The sequence below is a fragment of the Erythrobacter ramosus genome, from assembly GCF_009828055.1.
In the GTDB taxonomy this organism is placed as follows: domain Bacteria; phylum Pseudomonadota; class Alphaproteobacteria; order Sphingomonadales; family Sphingomonadaceae; genus Erythrobacter; species Erythrobacter ramosus.
The window spans coordinates 599,088-620,163 of sequence record NZ_WTYB01000002.1 but is presented as its reverse complement, the minus strand read 5'-3'; the positions used below and the strand labels follow the sequence as shown (position 1 = coordinate 620,163).

21 protein-coding genes are annotated in these 21,076 nt (G+C 63.8%); 10 read left to right on the top strand and 11 right to left on the bottom strand.

What is annotated here, in order from left to right; genetic code table 11:
* Positions 1–504 carry a CAP domain-containing protein gene (locus GRI59_RS09595; RefSeq protein WP_237440764.1) on the bottom strand — a complete coding sequence of 168 codons (504 nt, stop codon included), beginning with the start codon at positions 502–504 and terminating at the stop codon, positions 1–3.
* Between the two features lie 105 nt (positions 505–609).
* On the opposite strand from GRI59_RS09595, the gene hemW reads away from it, so the two are divergent.
* Entirely contained in the window at positions 610–1,761 is a 1,152-nt protein-coding gene (gene hemW, locus GRI59_RS09590; RefSeq protein ID WP_183363614.1) for a radical SAM family heme chaperone HemW, read from the top strand.
* The gene (locus GRI59_RS09585; RefSeq protein ID WP_160760957.1) at positions 1,758–2,657 is read left to right on the top strand and encodes a tyrosine recombinase XerC; all 900 of its coding nucleotides are present in this window, start codon (positions 1,758–1,760) and stop codon (positions 2,655–2,657) included. Before hemW ends, GRI59_RS09585 begins: the two co-directional genes overlap by 4 nt.
* Here GRI59_RS09585 and GRI59_RS09580 read toward each other — a convergent pair.
* The 5 genes from GRI59_RS09580 to rsmI all read right to left on the bottom strand — a co-directional run bounded on the left by GRI59_RS09580 (position 2,654) and on the right by rsmI (position 5,972).
* Positions 2,654–3,271 carry a DedA family protein gene (locus GRI59_RS09580; RefSeq protein ID WP_160760956.1) on the bottom strand — a complete coding sequence of 206 codons (618 nt, stop codon included), beginning with the start codon at positions 3,269–3,271 and terminating at the stop codon, positions 2,654–2,656. The two genes, GRI59_RS09585 and GRI59_RS09580, sit on opposite strands and share 4 nt — an antisense overlap.
* A 62-nt stretch (positions 3,272–3,333) precedes the next feature.
* On the bottom strand, positions 3,334–3,792 hold the full coding sequence (locus GRI59_RS09575) for a limonene-1,2-epoxide hydrolase family protein (protein ID WP_202390946.1): 459 nt from the start codon (positions 3,790–3,792) through the stop codon (positions 3,334–3,336).
* Positions 3,758–4,723 (bottom strand): glutathione synthase, encoded by a 966-nt coding sequence (gshB, locus tag GRI59_RS09570; RefSeq protein ID WP_160760955.1) that lies wholly within the window; start codon positions 4,721–4,723, stop codon positions 3,758–3,760. Before gshB ends, GRI59_RS09575 begins: the two co-directional genes overlap by 35 nt.
* A 17-nt stretch (positions 4,724–4,740) precedes the next feature.
* Entirely contained in the window at positions 4,741–5,118 is a 378-nt protein-coding gene (locus GRI59_RS09565) for a YraN family protein (RefSeq protein ID WP_160760954.1), read from the bottom strand.
* Complete coding sequence (gene rsmI, locus GRI59_RS09560; protein ID WP_160760953.1) at positions 5,115–5,972, bottom strand: 16S rRNA (cytidine(1402)-2'-O)-methyltransferase; 858 nt, start codon at positions 5,970–5,972, stop codon at positions 5,115–5,117. Before rsmI ends, GRI59_RS09565 begins: the two co-directional genes overlap by 4 nt.
* A 38-nt stretch (positions 5,973–6,010) precedes the next feature.
* Between rsmI and GRI59_RS09555 the strand changes: the two genes are divergently transcribed.
* Together GRI59_RS09555 and parE are read left to right on the top strand one after the other, a co-directional pair.
* Entirely contained in the window at positions 6,011–7,216 is a 1,206-nt protein-coding gene (locus tag GRI59_RS09555) for a penicillin-binding protein activator (protein ID WP_237440763.1), read from the top strand.
* A 56-nt stretch (positions 7,217–7,272) separates the two neighbouring features.
* Positions 7,273–9,273, top strand: a complete 2,001-nt coding sequence (gene parE / locus GRI59_RS09550; RefSeq protein ID WP_160760952.1) for a DNA topoisomerase IV subunit B — start codon at positions 7,273–7,275, stop codon at positions 9,271–9,273.
* A gap of 1 nt (position 9,274) precedes the next feature.
* Here parE and GRI59_RS09545 read toward each other — a convergent pair whose 3' ends face one another.
* On the bottom strand, positions 9,275–10,465 hold the full coding sequence (locus tag GRI59_RS09545; RefSeq protein WP_183363615.1) for a glycosyltransferase family 87 protein: 1,191 nt from the start codon (positions 10,463–10,465) through the stop codon (positions 9,275–9,277).
* A 110-nt stretch (positions 10,466–10,575) separates the two neighbouring features.
* Here GRI59_RS09545 and GRI59_RS09540 point away from each other — a divergent pair, with 110 nt between their 5' ends.
* Positions 10,576–11,886 carry a serine hydrolase gene (locus tag GRI59_RS09540; protein ID WP_160760951.1) on the top strand — a complete coding sequence of 437 codons (1,311 nt, stop codon included), beginning with the start codon at positions 10,576–10,578 and terminating at the stop codon, positions 11,884–11,886.
* A gap of 81 nt (positions 11,887–11,967) precedes the next feature.
* On the top strand, positions 11,968–12,825 hold the full coding sequence (locus GRI59_RS09535; RefSeq protein WP_160760950.1) for an AAA family ATPase: 858 nt from the start codon (positions 11,968–11,970) through the stop codon (positions 12,823–12,825).
* Between the two features lie 37 nt (positions 12,826–12,862).
* Here the strand turns inward: GRI59_RS09535 and GRI59_RS09530 are convergent, their stop codons facing one another.
* Complete coding sequence (locus GRI59_RS09530) at positions 12,863–14,263, bottom strand: methyl-accepting chemotaxis protein (RefSeq protein ID WP_160760949.1); 1,401 nt, start codon at positions 14,261–14,263, stop codon at positions 12,863–12,865.
* Between the two features lie 132 nt (positions 14,264–14,395).
* Between GRI59_RS09530 and GRI59_RS09525 the strand changes: the two genes are divergently transcribed.
* Entirely contained in the window at positions 14,396–15,580 is a 1,185-nt protein-coding gene (locus tag GRI59_RS09525; RefSeq protein WP_160760948.1) for a vWA domain-containing protein, read from the top strand.
* 10 nt (positions 15,581–15,590) lie between these two features.
* Here GRI59_RS09525 and GRI59_RS09520 read toward each other — a convergent pair whose 3' ends face one another.
* Together GRI59_RS09520 and GRI59_RS09515 are read right to left on the bottom strand one after the other, a co-directional pair.
* Positions 15,591–16,883 carry a spinster family MFS transporter gene (locus tag GRI59_RS09520; RefSeq protein ID WP_160760947.1) on the bottom strand — a complete coding sequence of 431 codons (1,293 nt, stop codon included), beginning with the start codon at positions 16,881–16,883 and terminating at the stop codon, positions 15,591–15,593.
* Positions 16,884–16,989: 106 nt separating this feature from the next.
* Positions 16,990–18,189, bottom strand: a complete 1,200-nt coding sequence (locus tag GRI59_RS09515) for an exo-beta-N-acetylmuramidase NamZ family protein (RefSeq protein ID WP_160760946.1) — start codon at positions 18,187–18,189, stop codon at positions 16,990–16,992.
* An 88-nt stretch (positions 18,190–18,277) separates the two neighbouring features.
* Between GRI59_RS09515 and GRI59_RS09510 the strand changes: the two genes are divergently transcribed.
* Positions 18,278–18,781 (top strand): TspO/MBR family protein, encoded by a 504-nt coding sequence (locus tag GRI59_RS09510; RefSeq protein ID WP_160760945.1) that lies wholly within the window; start codon positions 18,278–18,280, stop codon positions 18,779–18,781.
* Here GRI59_RS09510 and GRI59_RS09505 read toward each other — a convergent pair.
* Positions 18,778–19,296, bottom strand: a complete 519-nt coding sequence (locus GRI59_RS09505; protein WP_237440762.1) for a DOMON domain-containing protein — start codon at positions 19,294–19,296, stop codon at positions 18,778–18,780. The genes GRI59_RS09510 and GRI59_RS09505 overlap by 4 nt on opposite strands.
* 74 nt (positions 19,297–19,370) lie before the next feature.
* Here GRI59_RS09505 and tyrS point away from each other — a divergent pair, with 74 nt between their 5' ends.
* Both tyrS and GRI59_RS09495 read left to right on the top strand, forming a co-directional pair.
* The gene (gene tyrS, locus GRI59_RS09500; protein ID WP_160760944.1) at positions 19,371–20,600 is read left to right on the top strand and encodes a tyrosine--tRNA ligase; all 1,230 of its coding nucleotides are present in this window, start codon (positions 19,371–19,373) and stop codon (positions 20,598–20,600) included.
* 79 nt (positions 20,601–20,679) lie between these two features.
* A complete protein-coding gene (locus tag GRI59_RS09495) occupies positions 20,680–21,018 on the top strand; it encodes a PilZ domain-containing protein (protein WP_183363616.1) in 339 nt (112 codons plus the stop codon).
* Positions 21,019–21,076 lie beyond the last annotated feature (58 nt).

Genomic DNA, 21,076 nt, shown 5'->3' with positions numbered 1-21,076 from the left:
TCAACGCCGCGACACCTGTTTACTGGTTTCCACCCGAGCCCCCCAGATATTCCCCGCAGGCCAATAGCGGCACACCAGCACTTCGTCCGATCTGGTGCGGGCAATGGCACAGCCCACCTCGCGGGTCTGCGGCCAGATCACCTGCGTGTAATGCCCGACATCGCTCCATTGGCCGGTGCGTGAAACGTCAGGAAAGTCACCATCGCGGAAATGGCGCTTCTCTTCGACGAAGAACCCCACCATTTCCCACGGCGACCAACGATCGCGTGGCCCGCGCCACAGGTTCTCCCCCTGCCCTTTGCGCCTTGCGGGCGGGGCGTGGTCGTAGCGATCACTGGCGGCAAGATGCTCGGCCCAATCCAGCGCGTCACGTTCGAGTTGCTCGCTCCACACCAAGGGCGTAGCGCCAGCTTCCACGCGGGCTAGGTTATGTGCGGTCAAAAAATCGCGCTCGTCGGGCGAAGGATAGCGAAAGGCTTGCGGCTGCACTGGCGCGGCTGTCATAACCAGCGCAAGACCAAGGGTCCGGGCAATGATGGACACGATACAGGAACTCCGCATGACTTCGATCTATCCGCCAACAATTAAGCGGGGCTGAAAATTCCACCCGTGGCCCGCGCGCTTTATATTCACTGGCCGTTCTGCGCCAAGAAATGCCCCTATTGCGACTTCAACTCGCATGTCCGCGAAAGTGTGGATGTGGCAGCGTGGCAGTCGGCTTTGCTGGCCGATATGCGCGCCGAGGCAGAGCTGGCCGGCGGAGAGGCGCTGACGTCGATCTTCTTCGGCGGCGGCACGCCTTCGCTGATGCCGCCTGCGCTTGTCGCCGCGCTGCTGGCGGAAGCCGAGCGGCTGTGGGGCTTTGCTGACGGCATCGAGATCACGCTCGAAGCTAATCCCTCCTCGGTGGAGACCGCCAATTTTGCCGCGCTGGCCGCAGCCGGGATCAACCGTGTGTCGCTGGGTGTGCAGTCGCTGGATGATGCCGAGCTCAAGTTTCTCGGGCGGCTCCATGGGGCCTCTGAGGCACTGGATGCCCTCGAAACTGCGCAAGCCCACTTCAAGCGCGTGAGTTTCGATCTGATCTACGCCTTGCCCGGCCATACGCCTGAATTGTGGCACGACCGCCTGACCCGCGCGCTGGGTTTCGGCACGGGGCACCTGTCGCTCTACCAGCTGACGATTGAACCCGGCACGCGGTTCGCCAGCGATGTCCGGCGCGGGCGGTTGGTGCCGTTGGATGATGACGAAGCTGCCGAACTGTTCGACATCACGCAGGCACTTACCGATGCTGCAGGGCTGCCCGCATACGAGACCAGCAACCATGCCCGCATAGGTGAACAGAGCCTCCATAACCTCGCCTATTGGCGCTATCAGGATTACGCCGGTATCGGTCCCGGCGCGCATGGGCGGCGCGGGGGTGTGGCGACGGTACGGCACAAGAAGCCCGAAAACTTCCTCTCCGCCGTCGCGCGGCAAGGCAACGGCATCGCCGAAGCGCGCGCGTTGGCGGTGTCCGAACAGGCTGCCGAGGCGCTGTTGATGGGGTTGCGATTGACCGAGGGGATTGACCTTGCAGCGCTTTCGACCCGCTTCGGCCTGCCTCGAGCTGGTTTGGTCGATGAAGCCGCGCTCGCCCGCCTGCAAACGCTTGGGCTGGTCTGGGCCGATGGATCGCGCCTCGGAGTCACGCCGCCGGGTCGAGGCCTGCTGGATGCGCTGCTCGCTAAGCTGGTTGCTGACACGTTGGTCGCGGCATGAACGGGGGCGCGGTGATCGCGGCGTGGCGCGCGCACCTCGCCGATAACCGCCGCCGCTCGCCCCACACGGTGCGCGCCTATGTTGCCGCTGCCGAGCGGTTGGTGGCAGCGGGCGGGCTGGAGGACTGGGCAGCGGTCGCCCGCACAGAGGCGCACGGTTTGCGCGCTCACCTCGCCGCACGCCGGGCCGAGGGGCTGGGCAATGCCAGCACGGCGCGGGAACTGTCAGCGCTCAAAGCTTTCATCGCCTTTGCCCGCCAGCAAAGCGGCGATCCCGAGCCTGCCGCACCGCGTCTGCGCGGGCCGCGGATCAAGAAGGGCCTCCCTCGCCCTGTCACCCCGGACGAGGCGGTCAATCTCACCGAACTGGTCGACACGCTCGCCGCTGACGATTGGATTGGCGCGCGTGACCGGGCGGTGCTGCTGCTCATGTATGGATCAGGCCTGCGGATCGCCGAGGCGCTGTCGCTGACCGGGCGCGATGCGATTCTCGGCGAAGTGCTGCAAGTCACCGGCAAGGGCGGCAAGCAACGCGTGGTCCCGATCCTGCCGATCACGCGCGCGGCCGTGGCGGAGTATGCGCGGCTGTGCAAATGGCCACTTGCGCCCGATGAGCCGCTGTTTCGCGGGGCCAAGGGTGGGCCGCTCGCGCCCGCGATGGTGCAGCGCACCATGGCGCAGGCGCGCCGAGCGCTCGGCCTGCCCGAGACCGCTACGCCCCACGCGCTGCGCCATTCCTTCGCCACGCACCTGCTAAGCGCCGGGGCGGACCTCAGAAGCTTGCAGGAATTGCTCGGCCACGCATCGCTCGGATCGACGCAGATCTACACCCGCGTCGATGCGGCCAGCCTGCTCGAGAATTATCGCAATGCTCACCCGCGGGCAGAGCGCGGTTAGTCCTGCTTTTCGTGGGCCTTGACCGGCTTCCACGTCACCACACGGTAGACATAGAAGGCCACGCCGGCGAGCACGAAGGCGACCACGCCGAAGCCCGCCAGCTTTTCGAACCGTTCGACCAACGGCGCTGCCGCCCGTCCGCCGAAAATCAGCACCGCGTTCCAGATGCCCGAGCCAAGCGCTGTGAAAATGACGAAGCGCCACAGCTTCATATGCGCAAGGCCCGCAGGCAGCGAGACGATGGTGCGCAGGATCGGCGAAAAGCGCAAAGCGAAGACGATCCAGTCGCCATATTTGCGGAAGATGTTGCGCGCCTTGGTGAATTCGTCCCATTCGAAGGTCAGCCAGCGGCCCCAGCGGTCGATGATGCGCTTCAACTGTTCCTCGCTCCAGCGCACCCCAATCCAGTACCAGAACAGGTTGCCCACCGCCGTGCCGACCGTGGCAACGATCCACACCGCCCAGAACGTCATCTCACCCTTGGCGACCAGCACTCCGGCGCCGCCCATGATCACCTCGGAAGGGATCGGCGGAAAGATGTTCTCGGCCGCCATCAGCAGGAAGATGCCGAGATAGCCGCCCTTGTTGAGCAGTTCGAGGAGGAAAGCGGTCATGACGTACTAGGGGTTTCCGTTGGTTGGCGATCCCGCAGCCCTTGCATGGCCCGCGAACGCTGTCAGGTCAGGCTGGCAGCAAGCTCTGGCCATTGCCGCAGCAGCGTGGCGAGATCGAAGTATTCGCGCCATACCGCAATTTTTCCCTCACGAAAGACGAATACGCCCGTCACCGGCAATTCGACCCACCCGCTCTCAATCTGGTGACGGTCGAGCCTTTCGGTAAAGACGGTATCGCCTTCCACTGCCGTGCGCAGGATGAGCAATTCGTTTGCGATGGTCGGTGCAAAGAACGGTTCAAGCACCGCGCGGATGGCGGGGAGGCCGATGACGCTACCCATCGGCAAGTTGGTGTATTCGCAATCCTCAGTGAAATGGGCGAGCGCGGTGTTGTAATCCTTGACCGCCACGGCGGCGATCACGGCATGGACGGTGGCGAGATGATCGGAAATGGCAGCGACTCCTGTAGCAGTCGCTACATAGCTATCACTGCCCTGCCATTGCCGCAACCCGCGCTTCAATCGCGTTCCAGATCATGCCCGCCGTATCCGTGCCGTTGAAGCGGTCGATGGCGACGATGCCGGTGGGCGAGGTGACGTTGATCTCGGTCAGCCACTTGCCGCCGATCACGTCGATGCCCACGAACGTGAGGCCAAGACGCTTCAGGTCCGGGCCGAGCGCATCGCAGATTTCCTGTTCCCGCTCGGTCAGTTCCGTTTGCTGCGCCGATCCGCCCATTGCGAGGTTGGAGCGGAACTCGCCCTCGCCCGGCACGCGGTTGATTGCGCCTGCCACTTCGCCGTCGATCAGCACGATCCGCTTGTCGCCCTGTGCGACCTCGGGGAGGAAGGGCTGCACCATATGCGGTTCGGGCCAGGTCTGGTTGAACACCTCGAACAGCGCGGTGAGGTTTTCGCCGTTTTCACCGATGCGGAAGATCGCCTTGCCGCCATTGCCGTGGATCGGCTTGACCACGATCGCGCCGTGCTCGGCCATGAAGCGGCGCACCTCGTCCACGCTGCGCGTCACCAGCGTTGGCGGCATGAAGCGGCGGTAATTGAGCACCATTACTTTTTCGGGCGAGTTGCGGACATTGGCGGGGTCGTTGACCACCAGCGTCTCCGCCCCGATGCGCTCCAGCATGTGGGTGGCGGTGATGTAGCCCATGTGGAACGGCGGGTCCTGCCGCATCAGCACCACATCGACATTCTTGCCAAGGTCGAGTCGCACCTGATCGCCGCGCGTGAAATGGTCACCCACAATGCGCTGCACCGTCACCGGGAAGGCATGGGCGAACAGGCGGTCATCCTCGTCCAGTGTCAGGCTATCGACGTGGTATTCATAGAGCGTGTAGCTGCGCGCCTGAGCGGCGAGCATCAGCGCAAAGGAGCTGTCGCCCGCGATATTGATCTGGTCGATGGGGTCCATCTGGACGGCTATGCGCAATGTCATGAATTCACTCCGAGGGATCAGCCGAACGGCATCCAGGCATTTTCGATGTGGGTGGGCTTGCGGCCGGGCGCAAGCAGGATGACGTCGATTCGGATATCCTCACCATCGGTCGCGTAATCCTGCCAGACGCATTCGACCGCCGCCGCAACGCGTTTGAGGCGGCGTTCGTCGATGGCATCGGCGAGCGCCACACTGCGCGCGCGCCACTTTACCTCGACGAAGGCCACAAGGCCGGCGCGGCGAGCGATCAGGTCGATCTCGCCCGCCTTGGTCTTGACCCGCTCGGCGACGACGCGCCATCCGGCTTGCGCGAGGAACATGGCTGCCTCGGCCTCGCCTTCGCGCCCGCGCTGATCGGCGTCACGGCGGCTTTCGGGACTGCGGCTCTCGCTCATTCCCCCTTCAACTCCAGCGCGCGGGCATAAAGCGTCGCCCGGTCGATCCCGGTGGCCTTGGCGACGATTCCCGCAGCCTTGCCCGGCCCGGCATCCACCAGCGCCGCCTTGAGCATGGCATCGGCATCAAGCACCGGCGCCTCGGCATCAGTCGGCGGGCCTATCAACAGCACGATCTCACCCTTGGGCGGGTGCGCGGCGTAATGCGCCGCGAGGCTGGCGGCGGTGCCACTACGGCATTCCTCGTGCAGTTTGGTGAGTTCGCGCGCGACCGCCACCTCACGGTCCGGCCACAGCTCGGCAATGGCGAGCAAGGCGCGTTCGAGCCGCGGGGCGGTTTCGTAAAACACTAACGTCGCGGTGACATCGGCCAGCCCTGTCAGCGCCTCGCTGCGGGCCTTGTCCTTGACCGGCAGAAAGCCGGCAAACAGGAACCGGTCGCTCGGCAGTCCGGCAATCGACAGGGCCGAGACGGCCGCGCAGGCGCCGGGGATGCTGACCACGTTGACGCCAGCCGCCCGCGCCTCACGCACGAGCCGATAGCCGGGATCGGAGATCAGCGGCGTGCCCGCATCACTCACCAGCGCAACCGGCATACGCCTCGCTTCGTCGATGATCCATGTGCGGGTTTCGGGCGAAGCGTGGTCATCAAGCCGCTGAAGCCGTCCCTTGATTCCGAAATGTTTCAGCAGCTTGCCTGTCACCCGCGTATCCTCGCAGGCAATCATGGCCGCGCCTTGCAGCACGCCAAGCGCGCGCAGGGTCATGTCGCCAAGATTGCCAATCGGGGTGGCGACGATATACAGCCCGGGCTCGGGAATGTTTGCGGGAATGGATGGCAGCTCCACGGTCATCGATCTGTCCATGGAGCACGACTGAGGGGTCGGCAAGAATGAAGCTTTGGAACACACCGGTTTGGGCCGGTTGGTTGATGGATGCGGCACGGCACCTGCGCGGGCGCAATGTCGCTCTGGCTGGCGCGGCGATGCTTGCGGCAGGCTGTCAGGTGATCCCCAAGACTGACGTGGCCACTGCCCCGCCGCCTGCACCCGCGCCCGAGCCTTCGGCGACTGCGCTCCCCACCGATACCGGCCGCCACCGCATCGCGCTGCTGGTGCCGATGAGCGGCGACACCGCCGCGGTCGGTCAGGCGATTGCCAATGCCACCACCATGGCACTGCTCGATACCACTGCGGACAATCTGCGCATCACCACCTATGACACCTCCGAAGGCGTGGCGACTGCGGCACGGAAAGCCATCGCGGACGGAAACAAGCTGATCCTCGGCCCGCTGACCGCCGACGCCGTCCCCGCAGTGCAAGCCGCCGCACGCCCCGCCGGTGTGCCGGTGATCGCCTTTGCCAATGACGCCGCAGTTGCCGGGCCGGATGTCTTCGTGATCGGCCATATGCCGGAACAATCGATCCGCCGCACGGTCGCCTTTGCCCGCTCGCGCGGCGCGGCGCGCTTTGCGGTGCTCGTGCCTGAGGGCGATTATGGCGCGCGCGCATTCTCGGCTTTGGAGAACTCGCTGCGCGATTATGGCGGGTCGCTTGTTCGCAAGGAAGGCTATGCGCGCGGCAACACCTCGATTGTCTCCGCAGCGGCCAGGCTGCGGGCGGCGGGTGGCTATGACACCGTGCTGGTGGCCGACAGTGCTCGGCTCGGGATCGATGCTGCGGCCGAATTGCAGCGCGGCGTCCGCACCCGTGCGCGCATCCTTGGCACGGAACTGTGGAGCGGTGATGCCGCCCTCGCCCGTGCCCCTGCGCTGGAAGGCGCGCTGTTCGCGGCGGTTTCGGACCAGCGCTATAAGCGTTTTGCCGATAGCTACGCCGCTCGTTTCGGTGCGCAGCCTTACCGAACGGCGACCTTGGGCTATGACGCCGTGCTGCTGACCTTGCGTGTCGCGCGCGACTGGAAGGTCGGCACGCCTTTCCCCAAGTCCGAGCTCTATGACAAGGGCGGCTTTCTGGGGGTGGACGGCGCCTTCCGCTTCACCCGCAACGGCGTGATCGAACGCGCGCTTGAAGTGCGCGAGATCAAGGGCGGCGAAGTCACCCCGGTGGACCCCGCTCCCACCGGCTTCGGCAAGTGAGTAAAACCACGGGGGGTGGCTTGTGAGGCTGCGCGCAGAGGGCCTATAACCCGCGCATGGCCGATACCACCCCCGACGATCTCTTTGCCAACACCCCCACCTCCAGTGGCGATTACAACGCCTCCGCGATCGAGGTGCTCGAAGGCCTAGAGCCTGTCCGCCGCCGCCCCGGTATGTATATCGGCGGCACGGATGACCGCGCCTTCCACCACCTCGCCGCCGAGGTGCTCGACAATTCGATGGACGAGGCCGTCGCGGGCCACGCCACCCGGATCGAGGTGCGTCTGGATGAAGGCAACCGCCTGACCATCGCCGATAATGGGCGCGGGATGCCGGTTGACGAACATCCCAAGTTTCCGGGCAAATCTACGCTGGAAGTGATCCTCTCGACGCTTCATTCAGGCGGTAAGTTCTCGGGTAAAGCCTATGCCACTAGCGGCGGGTTGCATGGCGTCGGTATCAGCGTGGTCAACGCGCTGTCGGTGCATACCCGGGTTGAAGTGGCGCGGGACAAGCAGCTTTACGCACAGGAATTCTCGCGCGGGGTCACGCAAGGCCCGTTGCAGATCCTCGGCGCGACGCCGAACCGGCGCGGCACCACGGTCAGTTTCGTCCCCGACGAAGAGATCTTCGGCGACCGCAAGTTCAATCCCAAGCGGTTGTTCAAGCTCGCGCGGTCGAAGGCCTATTTGTTCGCGGGCGTCGAAATCCGCTGGAAATGCGCAGCCTCACTGGCGAGTGAGGATGTCCCGGGCGAGGCCGTGTTCAAGTTCCCCGGCGGCCTCGCCGATCATCTCGCGGAACAAGTCGGCGCGCGCGAATGTGTGACCGCCCAGCCCTTCACCGGCTTGCAGGAATTCCCGATGGTGGACGGCCTTGGGCAAGGTCGGGCCGAATGGGCGATTGCCTGGCCGCTCTATTCTGATGGCGCGACCAGCTGGTATTGCAACACCGTGCCGACGCCGGATGGCGGCACGCACGAGCAGGGCCTGCGCACTGCCCTGACGCGCGGACTACGCGCTTTCGGCGAGCTGGTCGGTGCCAAGAAGGCCAAGGACATCACCGCCGACGACGTCATGAACGGCGCAGAGGTGATGCTCAGCGTCTTCATTCGTGATCCGCAGTTCCAGTCGCAAACCAAGGACCGGCTCACCTCGCCAGAGGCCGCGCGTTTGGTGGAAAACGCGGTACGCGACCACTTCGACCACTTCCTCACCGACAATATGGAGCGCGGGAAAGCGCTGCTCGGTGAGGTGATGGAGCGCATGGATGAGCGCCTGAAGCGCAAGCAGGAACGCGAGATCAAGCGCAAGACCGCGACCAACGCCAAGAAGCTGCGCCTGCCCGGCAAACTCACGGATTGCTCAGGCGAAGGCGGGCGTGAGACCGAATTGTTCATCGTCGAAGGCGATAGCGCTGGCGGCAGCGCCAAACAGGCGCGCGACCGCAAATCACAGGCGATCCTGCCGATCCGCGGCAAGATCCTCAACGTCGCGAGCGCCACCGCCGACAAGATCCGCGCCAACAGCGAAATCGCCGATCTTGCGCTGGCGCTCGGCTGCGGCACCCGCAAGGACTGTGACGCGAGCAATCTGCGCTATGACCGAGTCATCATCATGACCGATGCGGACGTCGACGGCGCGCATATCGCGACGCTGCTGATGACGTTCTTCTTCCAGGAAATGCCTGACATTGTGAAGAAGGGGCACCTGTTCCTTGCCCAGCCTCCGCTCTACCGCCTGACCGCAGGCAAAGAGAGCCGCTACGCCCGTGACGAGGCCGCGCGAGCTGAACTGGAAGCGACCGTTTTCAAGGGCAAAAAGGTCGAAGTCGCCCGCTTCAAGGGCCTCGGCGAAATGAACCCCCAGCAGTTGCGCGAAACCACGATGGCGCCCGAAACACGCGGGCTGATCCGCATCACCTTGCCGCAGGAGTTCGAGGACCGAGCGGGGGTGGCGCGGCTAGTTGATGAGCTGATGGGGCGCAACCCCGAACACCGCTTTAACTTCATCCAGAACCGCGCGGGTGAGATTGACCGCGATCTGATCGACGCGTGATCTATGCCGCGATCTCGCCCCGAACCCGGCGCCACACCAGCAAGAACAGCAGGGTCAGCAGCAGCGGCATGATCGGCACCCCGGCATTGATCGCCAGCGGCCGGGCGAAGGCTACGGCGGCGAAGGTGGCGGCGATCGTGATCCGCTCCCAATCAGCAAACCCCTCGGCCCGCCCGCGCGCGAATAGGTAAGCGAGCGGAAACGCGGTCAGCACCATATCGTAATCGAGCACAAACGGCGTGGCGAGCGGCGCGCCTGCCAGCACCAAGGCGCCCATGCCGGGCGTGAAGCTGCGCCGCCAGCACGCCGCTGCCACCGTCGCCGGCACAGCGATCGTGACGCCAACCTGTAGCGCCATCGCGAAGCCGCTGGGGACACCGATCAGACGCAGGCCTGCAAACAGGCTCACCATCTTGGCAAAGCCGATGGTGCCGCTGTCGGTCGCACTGCTGGCGGTCTGCGTGATTGCGAGCCAATCCGCCCACACCTGCGGCCCGAAGATTAGTATCGCCAGCCCCGCCAGACCCAACGCCGCCCCGCCCGCGCCCGCAATCGTGCGCCACTGCCCGCTCGCCAGCAGCGCCACCGGCACCAACAGGCCGAGCTGCGGCTTGATCGTTGCCAACCCGATCAGTACGCCCGCGAGCCAAGGCCGCTCTCGCACCAGCAACAATCCGCCGCCGAGCAGCGCCGCCACCAGAAACGAGGTCTGCCCGTGGGTCAGCGTCACGATCACCGGCGGGAAGGCCGCGATCAGCACCAACGCCGGGCCCTTGAGCCCGAGCGCAGCGAACCACGCCCGCACCGCTGCTAGAAAAGCCCCGCCTGTCAGCGTCAGCCAAGCCGCCAGCGCCGGGAAATAGGGCAGGAAGCCCAGCGGCCAGACGAATGGCAGAAAGCTCGGCGGGTAAAAGAACGCGGTGTATTCGCCCGGCAGCGTGTAGAATTCGCGCTGCGCGGCGACATGGGCAAGCGTGTCATAGACATTCGCGCCCGCCACCAGCATCCGGCCCGACGTCCAGAAGCTGATGAAATCCGTGCCGATCAGAAAGCCGTTCCGGTCGATCCCGTTGGTCGATGTCAGCAATAGGAACGCCAGCGTCGCCGCATTGACCAGCGCCAGCAGCACCAGATAGCCGCGCGCCCGCTCCGCGCCGAGCCATTCTGCCTTGCGAAGAACATCCCATCCCATGCCCCATCCCTGCCGCGCAGGCTCGCCCGTGTCCATTGTTGCGGGATGCTGGCATGTGGGGAAAATACGTGGCAGCTTTGGCTGGCAGCCAAAGGTGGGAGAGAACCGAGATGCGCCATGTCCTTGCAACGCTCGCTTTGGGAGCGCTGGTGCTGACCGCCGCGCCCCTCGCTGCGCAGGCCGAGCCGCCCGCCAAGGCCGCCGCCGCCGAGCAGACGCCGCTTGAAAAGCGCGCCGGTCAGGTCGTGGCCTTGCTCAACGGGAAGGCCGATCCCGCCGACATCTTCACCGCGGGCTTTCGTGCAGCCGTTGCCGATGCCCAGATCGTGACCTTGAGCGCGAGCCTTGTGGCGCAGTTCGGCCCGGCGACCGATGTCGCGCTGCTGGTGCCGAGCGATGGGAGGCGGGCCAACCTCGAGATCCGCTTCGAGCGGGGACTGGCCAAGGGGGTCATCGCGATCGATCCGGTCGACGGTAACCGCGTAAACGAGCTGGTGTTTACCAGCGTCGATTCGCTCGCCGTGGCAAATGACAATGCGCAGAAAATCGCCGCCGATCTGGCCGCGCTGCCCGGCAGCGTTAATGCGTGGTTTGGCCCGCTGGAAGGTGGCGCGCCGGTAATCAGCTTGGGTGCGGACACGCCGCTGGCGCTGGGATCGGCCTTCAAGCTTTATGTGTTGGCCGCGCTGGCGGAGGATGTGAAAGCAGGCCGTCGCAAGTGGAGCGACGTCGTGCCCCTGACCGAGAAGAGCTACCCCAGCGGGCGGTTGCAGGACTGGCCCGAGGGTTCCCCGGTGACGCTTCACACCCTCGCGAGCCTGATGATTTCAATCAGCGACAACACCGCGACCGATCAGTTGATCAAGGTGCTTGGCAAGGAGCGTATCCTCAAACTGATGAAGGATAGCGGTCACGCTGATCCGAGCGCGAACGATCCTTTCCTGACGACGAAGCAGCTGTTCATCCTAAAGGCCGGCAATTCACAGACCCTCGCTGATTGGCGCAGTGGTGACCCTGCGAAACAGGCGATTATTGAGGTTGTGCAGGTGGCGGAGGAAGACCCCTCACTCGACCAGATCAACGCCGCCTTTGCCAATGGCCCCAAGGCGCTCGACGTCGAATGGTTTGCCTCGCCCGCCGACCTCGCCAAGCTGTTCGGCCATATGCGCCGTAATGCCGATCCCAAGGTGTTCGACATCATGGCGATCAGCCCCTCGGCCACGGCGGCGATCAAGGCAAACTGGAGCTATATCGGCTTTAAGGGCGGCAGCGAGCCAGGAGTGATCAACCTCACCTGGCTGCTCACCGACAAGGCCGGGCGCGACTGGGTGCTGACGCTGGGCTGGAACAACCCTGCCGCAGTCGTGGATGACGGCAAGCTGGAAGGGATCGCCCAGCGCATCCTGCTGCTCCCTCGCTGAATTGCCAGCCCCCACCCCCTTGCACCCGCGCCGCCCGCCCCTTATCGCTGCGCGTCGAAATTCAGTCTCACAGGAAAACCCATGACCGACACGCAGCGTTTTGAAGGCACCAAGTCCTATATCGCGACCGAAGACCTCAAGGTTGCCGTCAACGCCGCCGTGATGCTGCGCCGCCCGCTGCTGGTTAAAGGCGAGCCTGGCACCGGCAAGACCGTGCTGGCGCATGAAATCTCCAAGGCGCTGAACGCCCCGCTGATCGAATGGAACATCAAATCCACCACCAAGGCGCATCAGGGCCTGTACGAATATGACGCCGTGGCGCGTCTGCGTGATGGCCAGCTGGGCGACGAGCGCGTCCACGACATCAAGAACTACATCAAGAAGGGGAAGCTGTGGGACGCCTTCACCGCGCCGCAGCTGCCCGTGCTGCTGATCGACGAGATCGACAAGGCCGATATCGAGTTCCCGAACGACCTGTTGCAGGAACTCGATCGGATGAGCTTCGACGTTTACGAAACGCAGGAGCGGATTGAGGCCAAGGAACGCCCGATCGTTGTCATCACCTCGAACAATGAAAAGGAGCTGCCCGACGCCTTCCTGCGCCGCTGCTTCTTCCACTACATCAAGTTCCCCGATCGCGAGACAATGCAGGAAATCATCGACGTCCACTTCCCCGGCATCCAGAAGGTGCTCGTGAAGAAGGCGATGGATGTCTTCTACGACCTGCGCGAAGTGCCGGGGCTGAAGAAGAAGCCCTCGACTAGCGAGCTGCTCGACTGGCTGAAGCTGTTGCTGAACGAGGATATGCCGCTGGAAGTATTGCAGAACAGCAATCCGGCGAGCGCGATCCCTCCGCTGCACGGCGCGCTGCTGAAGAATGAACAGGACATTATGCTGTTTGAGCGCCTCGCCTTCATGGCGCGCCGCAACCCGTCGTAAAGCGCGTGAGGGCGGGTCAGGAACCCGCCCTCACGTCTCAATCGAAGCTGTAGGCCAGCTCGAAATCGCCCCAGCGCCGCCCGCCGATCACCAGCGGGACGTACACATTGCGCACCACCACATAGCTATCACCGTCGCCTTCCTGGCGGTACACTGCCATCATGTAGGGCGCGGTTGAGACTTTAGCCTTGCGGTCGATTGCCTCAAGCATGATCCGCCCGTTGCGGCAGAACTGCGTGTCGTGATTGACGTCGCCCGTCGGCGTGCGGGAGCGTTCGGTGAGGTGAGCGGGCAGGAAGCCGTTCATGTCGGTGCAGGCGGCGGCCAGCACACGCATGTCGCTCGCCTTGGCGCGGTCTAGGAAGGGACGCCATTCGGCATGGGCCCAATCGGTCAGCCGGGTGCGATAAAGCTGCGGGTTGGTGCCGGGGACAGGCTGGTAATCAGTATCAAACAGCGCTGACATCGTCACCGCGCCGCGCGCCAGGGCTGCCTCGGTATGAGCGACTAGCTCCTGCATCATCGCCTGCGCCTGTGCGACCATGACGCTGTCTTCCGGCGAGAGTCCGGCATGAACGATCCGGTCGAACATCTCGCTCGCGGTGATCTCCAGATCTTCCATCTTGCGATGCGCGCCGTGGAGGCGGTCTTCGTTGCTACGCGCGGCAGCGTCGTAGCTGGTCAGCACGCGCTGGACCTTGTCGACATGGTTGCTGATCGTGCCAGTTGAGCGGGCGATGACGTCATTCTGCTTGTCGACTTCCTCGACGAGGTTGCCGACATTGGCGAGGCTGCTTTCGATCCGCGCCACGCTGGCACGCGCTTCGCCGCTGGCTTTCGCGCCAGCTTCGATCCGCCCGATCACTTCCTCCGCTTCTCCGCCCAAAGCGTCGATGGTGGCCGCAATTTCCTCGGTCGCCTTGCGGGTGTCGCTGGCAAGACTTTTGACCTCGGCGGCGACCACAGCAAAGGTGCGGCCCGCGTCGCCTGCCCGCATCGCCTCGATCGTAGCATTGAGCGCGAGGATGTTGGTCGTCTCGGCAATATTGTCGATGTCCTGCGCAGAACGGCGCACCTGCTCCATCGCGGCGGAGAAGCTGGTGACATGTTGGCCGAGCGTATCGACCAACTCGATCAGCCCGGCAATCTGGCCGAGCGAGGACTGGATCAGCGACGTGCCCTCGTTGAGGCGCTCGATCGCGCGTTCGGACAACAGCCGCGCCTCGTCGCTCGCCTGTGCAACCTTGCTCTGGTCAGCCTCCAGCGCGCGAACGGTTTCGGCCAACGCCTCGTGTTCGGACCGCAAGGATTTGGACGAGGCGATCACCGCCTCCACCACGCCGGCCACATCGGTGCAGCCCACGGTCACCGCGCCGCAGCTTTCCGGGATCATCGCCAAGGCTTGGGCGTTGGCGGTGTCGATAGCGATCTGATGCATTGCGGACGCGGCCCCTGTTATGTGCGCAGAATGTCTAGCCGCAGGATGGTAAGCGAAGCGTTAAGGTGGCGGCTGTCTGCCTGCCAAGAATGAGGCTGGTCAGGCACCGGCCTGCGGGTTAATCACCCTCCCATGTTCTTCAATTTCATCGACGAGCTTCGCGCGGCCGGCATAGGCGCCAGTTTCAAAGAGCACCTCACCTTGCTTGAGGCGCTGGACCGGGACGTGATCGATCAGACGCCCGAGGCGTTCTATTACCTTTCCCGCGCCACCTTCGTGAAAGACGAAGGCCTGCTCGACCGGTTCGATCAGGTGTTCCACAAGGTGTTCAAGGGGATCATGACCGATTACGGTCAGAACCCGGTCGATATCCCCGAAGACTGGCTGAAAGCGGTCGCCGAAAAGTTCCTGACGCCCGAGGAAATGGAAGCGATCAAGTCGCTCGGCGATTGGGACGAGATCATGGAGACGCTGAAAAAGCGGCTCGAAGAACAGGAAAAGCGTCACCAGGGCGGCAATAAGTGGGTCGGCACCGGCGGCACTTCGCCCTTTGGCAACTCAGGCTACAACCCCGAAGGCGTGCGGATTGGCGGCGAGGCGCGCCACGGCAAGGCGATCAAGGTCTGGGAAAAGCGCGAGTTCAAGAACTTGGATAACACCAAGGAACTGGGCACCCGCAACATCAAGATGGCGCTGCGCCGTTTGCGCCGCTTCGCCCGCGAAGGCGCGCAGGATCAGCTTGATATCGACGCCACGATCAAGGGCACGGCCAAGCAGGGCTGGCTCGACATCCATATGCGCGCCGAGCGCCGCAATGCGGTCAAGCTGCTGCTGTTCCTCGACGTCGGCGGATCGATGGACCCCTTCATCAAGCTGGTCGAAGAGTTGTTCAGCGCCGCCACCAGCGAATTCAAGAACATGGAGTTCTTCTACTTCCACAACTGCCTCTATGAAGGCGTGTGGAAGGACAACAAGCGCCGCTGGCAGGAACGCACCAAGACCTGGGACGTGCTCCACAAATATGGCCACGATTACAAGATCGTGTTCGTCGGCGATGCGGCGATGAGCCCCTATGAGGTTACGCACCCCGGCGGCTCGGTCGAACATATGAACGAAGAAGCGGGCGCCGTGTGGTTGCAGCGCGTGGCCAACACCTATCCCGCGACTGTGTGGCTCAATCCGGTGCCGGAGAAGCAGTGGAACTATTCGCAGTCGACCAAGATGATCAAGCAGCTGGTCGGCGACCGGATGTATCCGCTGACGCTGGGTGGGCTGGACGACGCGATGCGGGAGCTGTCGCGGAAGCACGGGGCTTGAGGCGGAACCTCTACCCCTTCTGGTCCAACTCCTCGTTCAGCCGCAGCCCGCACCGCCAGAAGAAGAACGCCGGCACCAGCCCCAGGATCGCCGCGCCGTACAGCACATAGCGCACCGAATCGGCGCCGTAGGTCGGCTGCAGCCAGTCCGACAGCATCCCGAAGAACAAGGGCCCCAGCCCCAGCCCGATGAGGTTCTGGAAGAACAGCAGGCTTGCTGCCGCAATCGCCCTTGCGCGCACCGGCACGAGACCTTGCGCGGCGGAATAGGTCGGGCCGTAGTAGAACGAGTTGCACACGGTCGGGATGAACAACAGCGCCAAGGCCAGCGGCCAGCTTGGCGCGTGATAGGCGGCAATCGCTAGCGGCACGGCCAGCGCCATGCCGATCGCCGGCGCGCTCAGCACGTGGCGGCGGTTCTTGGCGCCGAAGCGGTCGGCGAGATAGCCGCCTGCCCATGTGCCGAGAATCCCCGCGACCCCGCCCAGTAGCCCGAACCACAGCCCCACCTGCCCCGGTGTCAGATCATGGGTGCGCTGGAAGAATATCGTGGTCCAGGTCGTCTTGCCGTAAGCGAGAAAGGACGCTGCCGACCCGGCAAACAGCAGCAGCACGAAAGCGCGCGAACGCATGACCTCCGCCACCGCCTGACCCAGCGGCAAGGCGGCGGGTTGGTTCTTGCCGCGCAGGATCGCTGCAGCATTGCTGTGGCGCGGGTCCTTGATCACGAACAGCACCACCAGCGCGAGCGCCACGCCCGGTAGGCCGACAATTACGAACGCCTCGCGCCAGCCGACATGATCCGCCAGCGTCCCGCCAATGATCATGCCCAGCAGCGTGCCGACCGGGATGCCGAGGGAATAGAATGCAAGGGCTGAAGCGCGCCGCTCGGGCGGCACCATATCGCTGATGAGCGAATGCGCCGGCGGCGTGCACCCCGCCTCGCCGACGCCCACGCCGATGCGGGCGAGCAGCAATTGCGCAAAGTTCTGCGCCAGCCCGCACAGCGCCGTCATCGCTGACCAGACGGCCAGCGCGACCGCGATCACCTTGGGTCGGCTCGTCGTCCCGCGATCAGCAAAGCGGGCGATGGGGATACCAAGCACGGTATAGAACAGTGCAAAGGCGAGCCCCGTCATCAACCCGATCTGGGTGTCGGACAGATCTAGGTCTCGCGCGATAGGCTCGGCAAGGATGTTGACGATCTGGCGGTCGATGAAATTGAAGACATAGACGACCAGCAGGATCCACAGGGTGATCCTGACGGATTGCGTGCCGGACGCGGTGCCCGCCGTGGTTGCCATGTCGTACTCTCTCCCATCGGTGGCGGTTCATCCGCCATCCTTTGTCGCAGCGTTGCCGGGTCATTGCGGGTGCATTGACGCCGCAATGACCGGGCCATGACGCCAATCAGTAAAGCAGGTGCGGCCGCACTGCGGCGATCCATGCCCCCTCATCATGTGACGTCATGGCGTCAAGATCATCCGGCGTCGCAGACGGATTGTCGACCCACTCGCGCAAGGCAGGCCCGCCATTGATGACGTCAATCGCAAGCCGGTCGAGCTCGTACTCGTAAGGGAAATCGCGCCACAGCGGGTAATCGGGATAGAGCAGCCGGATCGCCTTGAACGCCAGCGCCTGAAGCCGCCAGGGCTTGAACAGATCGTGATCGTAGAAGGTGCTTTCTGCATGGATCATCAATGCATTGCAGAGCATACCTTTGTGTTTGTGGAAGGTTGGCTCGAACCAGCATTCGCGGACCGCGCAACCTTCCAGCCACTCGGGCGCAAGCTTACGCATCACCTTGAGCACCCCGCCCGCGTCGATATCGGGCGCGCCGAACAGCACCTCCAAAGGCCGCGTGGTGCCGCGACCCTCCGACAGCGTGGTGCCTTCCAGCATCACGGTGCCAGCATAGCAGCGCGCCATGTTGACGTTGGCGGCATTGGGCGAAGGGTTGATCCACAGGCGTGACGTCGGCCACCCGAAGCCGTCACTCTCGTCTGGACGCCAACCCTCCATCGCCACCACCTTGTAAGTGACGTCGAGACCGAAATGTTCGATGAACCAGTGGCCCATTTCCCCCATGGTGAGGCCGTGCCGCATCGGCATCGGCGCCGCGCCGACGAAGCTCTCCTGCCCCGGCACCAGCAACGTGCCTTCGACCGGGCGACCGGCGGGATTGGGCCGGTCGAGTACCCACACTTCCTTGCCCGCCTTGGCCGCTTCTTCGAGCAGATACAGCAGTGTGGTCACGAAGGTGTAGATCCGGCAACCCAAGTCTTGCAGGTCGAACAAGAAAACATCCGCGCTCGACATCATCTGCCCGGTGGGGCGGCGCACTTCGCCATAGAGCGAGTAGATCGGGATACCGTAACGCGGGTCCATTTCGTCCGCGGTCTCAACCATGTTGTCTTGCTTGTCGCCCTTCAGCCCGTGCTGGGGCCCGAAGGCGCTGTTGACCGGCACGCCCGCCGCGATCAGCGCGTCGAGACTATGGGTGAGATCGGCCGTCACACTGGCCGGGTGCGCCACCAAGGCAACGCGGCGGCCTTGCAATTGGCGGAGGAGTTCGGGGTCGGCCAGCAGCCGGTCGATGCCTGTCTTCATCTGCCTAGCGTTGGATCAGCGCGATATGAAAGGCAAACGCTTTGCGCTGCGACGGGAACATTGCACCCCCTCCCCTTGTTACAGGCACATGGAGACAGATTGGACACCGATAGCTATCGCCGCGGGATGGGCGATTATCCTTGGCGGCGCGGGCGGTGCGCTGACGGAGATCGGCCAATGGTACCGCGAACTTCGCAAGCCGCCGTGGCAGCCGCCTGACTGGCTGTTCGGCCCGGCGTGGACGATCATTCTCGGGTTAGCAGGGTGGAGCTTCTATGTCGGATTGACTGAGGCCCCCACGCCCGAGGCACGCGCCGGGGTGTGGGCGTTGTTCATCGCGAACTTCGTGCTGCACTTCCTGTGGTCGCCCCTGTTCTTCAAGCTGAAGCGACCTGACTGGGCTTTGGCGGAGAATGTGTTTTTGTGGCTTTCTGTCGTCGGGCTCATGACGGTGCTGCCGCGTCTCGCGGGTGACAGCTTTGCTGGCTGGCTAAACGTGCCCTATTTCGTCTGGGTCAGTTTTGCATTCCTGCTCAACGCCAAGATCGTCCAGTTGAACCGCCCTTTTGGCAAGGAGCCATCAGCGGCCTAACGTTCAATGATTATCGCGCGGCAGGCTTCGGAGTGGAACTCTGGCTTGCCAGGCGCAAAGGCGAGCGCCCAGAATTGCAAGGCGCCGCCGGGGTGCTCGACGATCGCGTTCAGTGCAACCTGCGCAGGATCGGGTAACCCGGCCGCGATGCTGGCTCTCAAAACCAAGCCGCTTTCATCATGCGAGCACGCAATCGCGATGGCATCGACCGGCGCGTCGCGCATGCCTTCGCGGAAAGAGTCGAAGTCATAGGCCGCCCACCGGCCCGAAGGCGACAGATTGAACTCGCGGTAGGCGGTCCCGCCCAATGGCTGCCAGAAAATCTCAAAACAGGTGGTCTTCCACAGATCGTCCATCCGCTCGGGCGCGGCGTGGGGCGGCACGATGATCGCCGGGATATGTCCGTCGAGCCGGAATTCGGCCTCGCAGCCTTGAGGCGTGGCCGTTATGGAGGCGGTCACGGCGCGGATCGGGCCGAGGTCACAGGCGACATGGAGCATGAGTGGGTGCATCATCCCTTTCTGCCCCCTCACCCTGCCTCCGGCAAGCCACTTCCCGTTAAGCTCACGCACTGGTAGGGCCGCGCCCTATGAGCACTTACGATTCCGCCCTTCTCCGCCTGCTTGACGAGCGTGGCTACATCCACCAGCTGACCGACGCGACCGGGCTCGATGCCCTGGCCGCGAAGCAGATCGTGCCGGGGTATATCGGGTTCGACGCAACCGCGCCGTCGCTCCACATCGGGTCGCTGGTGCAGATCATGATGCTGCGCCGTTTGCAGCAGACCGGGCACAAGCCGATCGTGCTGATGGGCGGGGGCACGACCCGGATCGGCGATCCCACGGGCCGCGATGAGAGCCGCAAGATGCTCACCGACGAGACGATCGAGTCGAACATCCAATCGATCTTCACAGTCTTTGATAAGCTATTGAAGTTCGGCGATGGGCCGACCGATGCGGTGATGGTCAATAATCACGATTGGCTCGGAAAACTGGGTTACATTGAACTGCTCCAGCAGGTCGGCACCCATTTCACCGTCAACCGGATGCTGACGTTCGATTCGGTCAAGCTGCGGCTTGAGCGCGAACAGCCGATGACCTTCCTCGAATTCAACTACATGATCCTGCAAGGATACGATTTCAGACATTTGTCGCGCGAACTTGGCGTGCGCTTGCAGATGGGCGGCAGCGATCAGTGGGGCAATATCGTCAACGGGATGGAGTTGGGGCGGCGCATGGATGGGGCCGATCTGTTTGGTCTCACCACCCCGCTGCTGACGACGGCTGACGGCGCGAAGATGGGCAAGACTGCGGCGGGAGCCGTGTGGCTCAACGAGGATCAGCTGCCCGCCTACGATTTCTGGCAATATTGGCGCAACGTCGATGACCGTGATGTCGGCAAGTTCCTGCGGCTGTTCACCGACTTGCCGTTGGATGAGATCAATCGCCTTGAAATGGTTGAAGGCGCTGAGATAAATTCAGCGAAAGTTGTGCTCGCCAATGAAGTCACGAAGATGGTGCGAGGCGAGGATGCCGCCACCCGTGCCGCGGCAACCGCGCGGGAAACTTTTGCGGGTTCGGGTGCGGGTGAAGATTTGCCCACGCTTGCGGTCGGTGCAGAGGGGATGCGCATGGCCGCGCTGCTCACCGCCATCGGTCTCACATCCTCGGGCGGAGAAGCCAAGCGCAAGCTCGCCGAAGGTGCGGTCAAGCTTGAGGGCGAGACGGTGACGGACCCCGCGCAACTGGTCCTCCCGGCCGAGGGTGAGACCCTGCGGCTAAGCTTGGGCAAGAAGCGTCACGCGCTGGTGCATCGCTAAACCTCCGAATTTTTACGAATTGTCAGCCTTTCTGCTGCATCCTCTCTTCTTGCCCAAACGGAGGGAAGGATCGCGTCACGTGACGGGTGGAGCAAATCTCAGCGTTACCGAAATGCGGCGCGCGGCGCGGCATCCGGTCGATTTCCCGGCGATTGTCGAGCACTTCGTGCACGGCGACCTGCATCTGCACGTCTGCAACCTGTCGGCGCATGGCTTTATGGTTGACGATGCCCAGCAATTGCAGCGCGGCGATCGCATCATCATCCGCCTGCCGGTGGTGGGCCGGATCGAGGCCTATGTGATCTGGACGCGTGACACACGTGCGGGTTTGCAGTTTGAGCGGATTATCAGGCTCGACGATTTCGTCTCGATCATCGACCAGCTCCAGCCCAACCCGCGCCTGCGTCGCTCGCGATAGGGCAGCCTTAGCCCGCGCAAGTTTCGCCTGCTTGGCAGCGGCCCTGCGGCCTGCCATG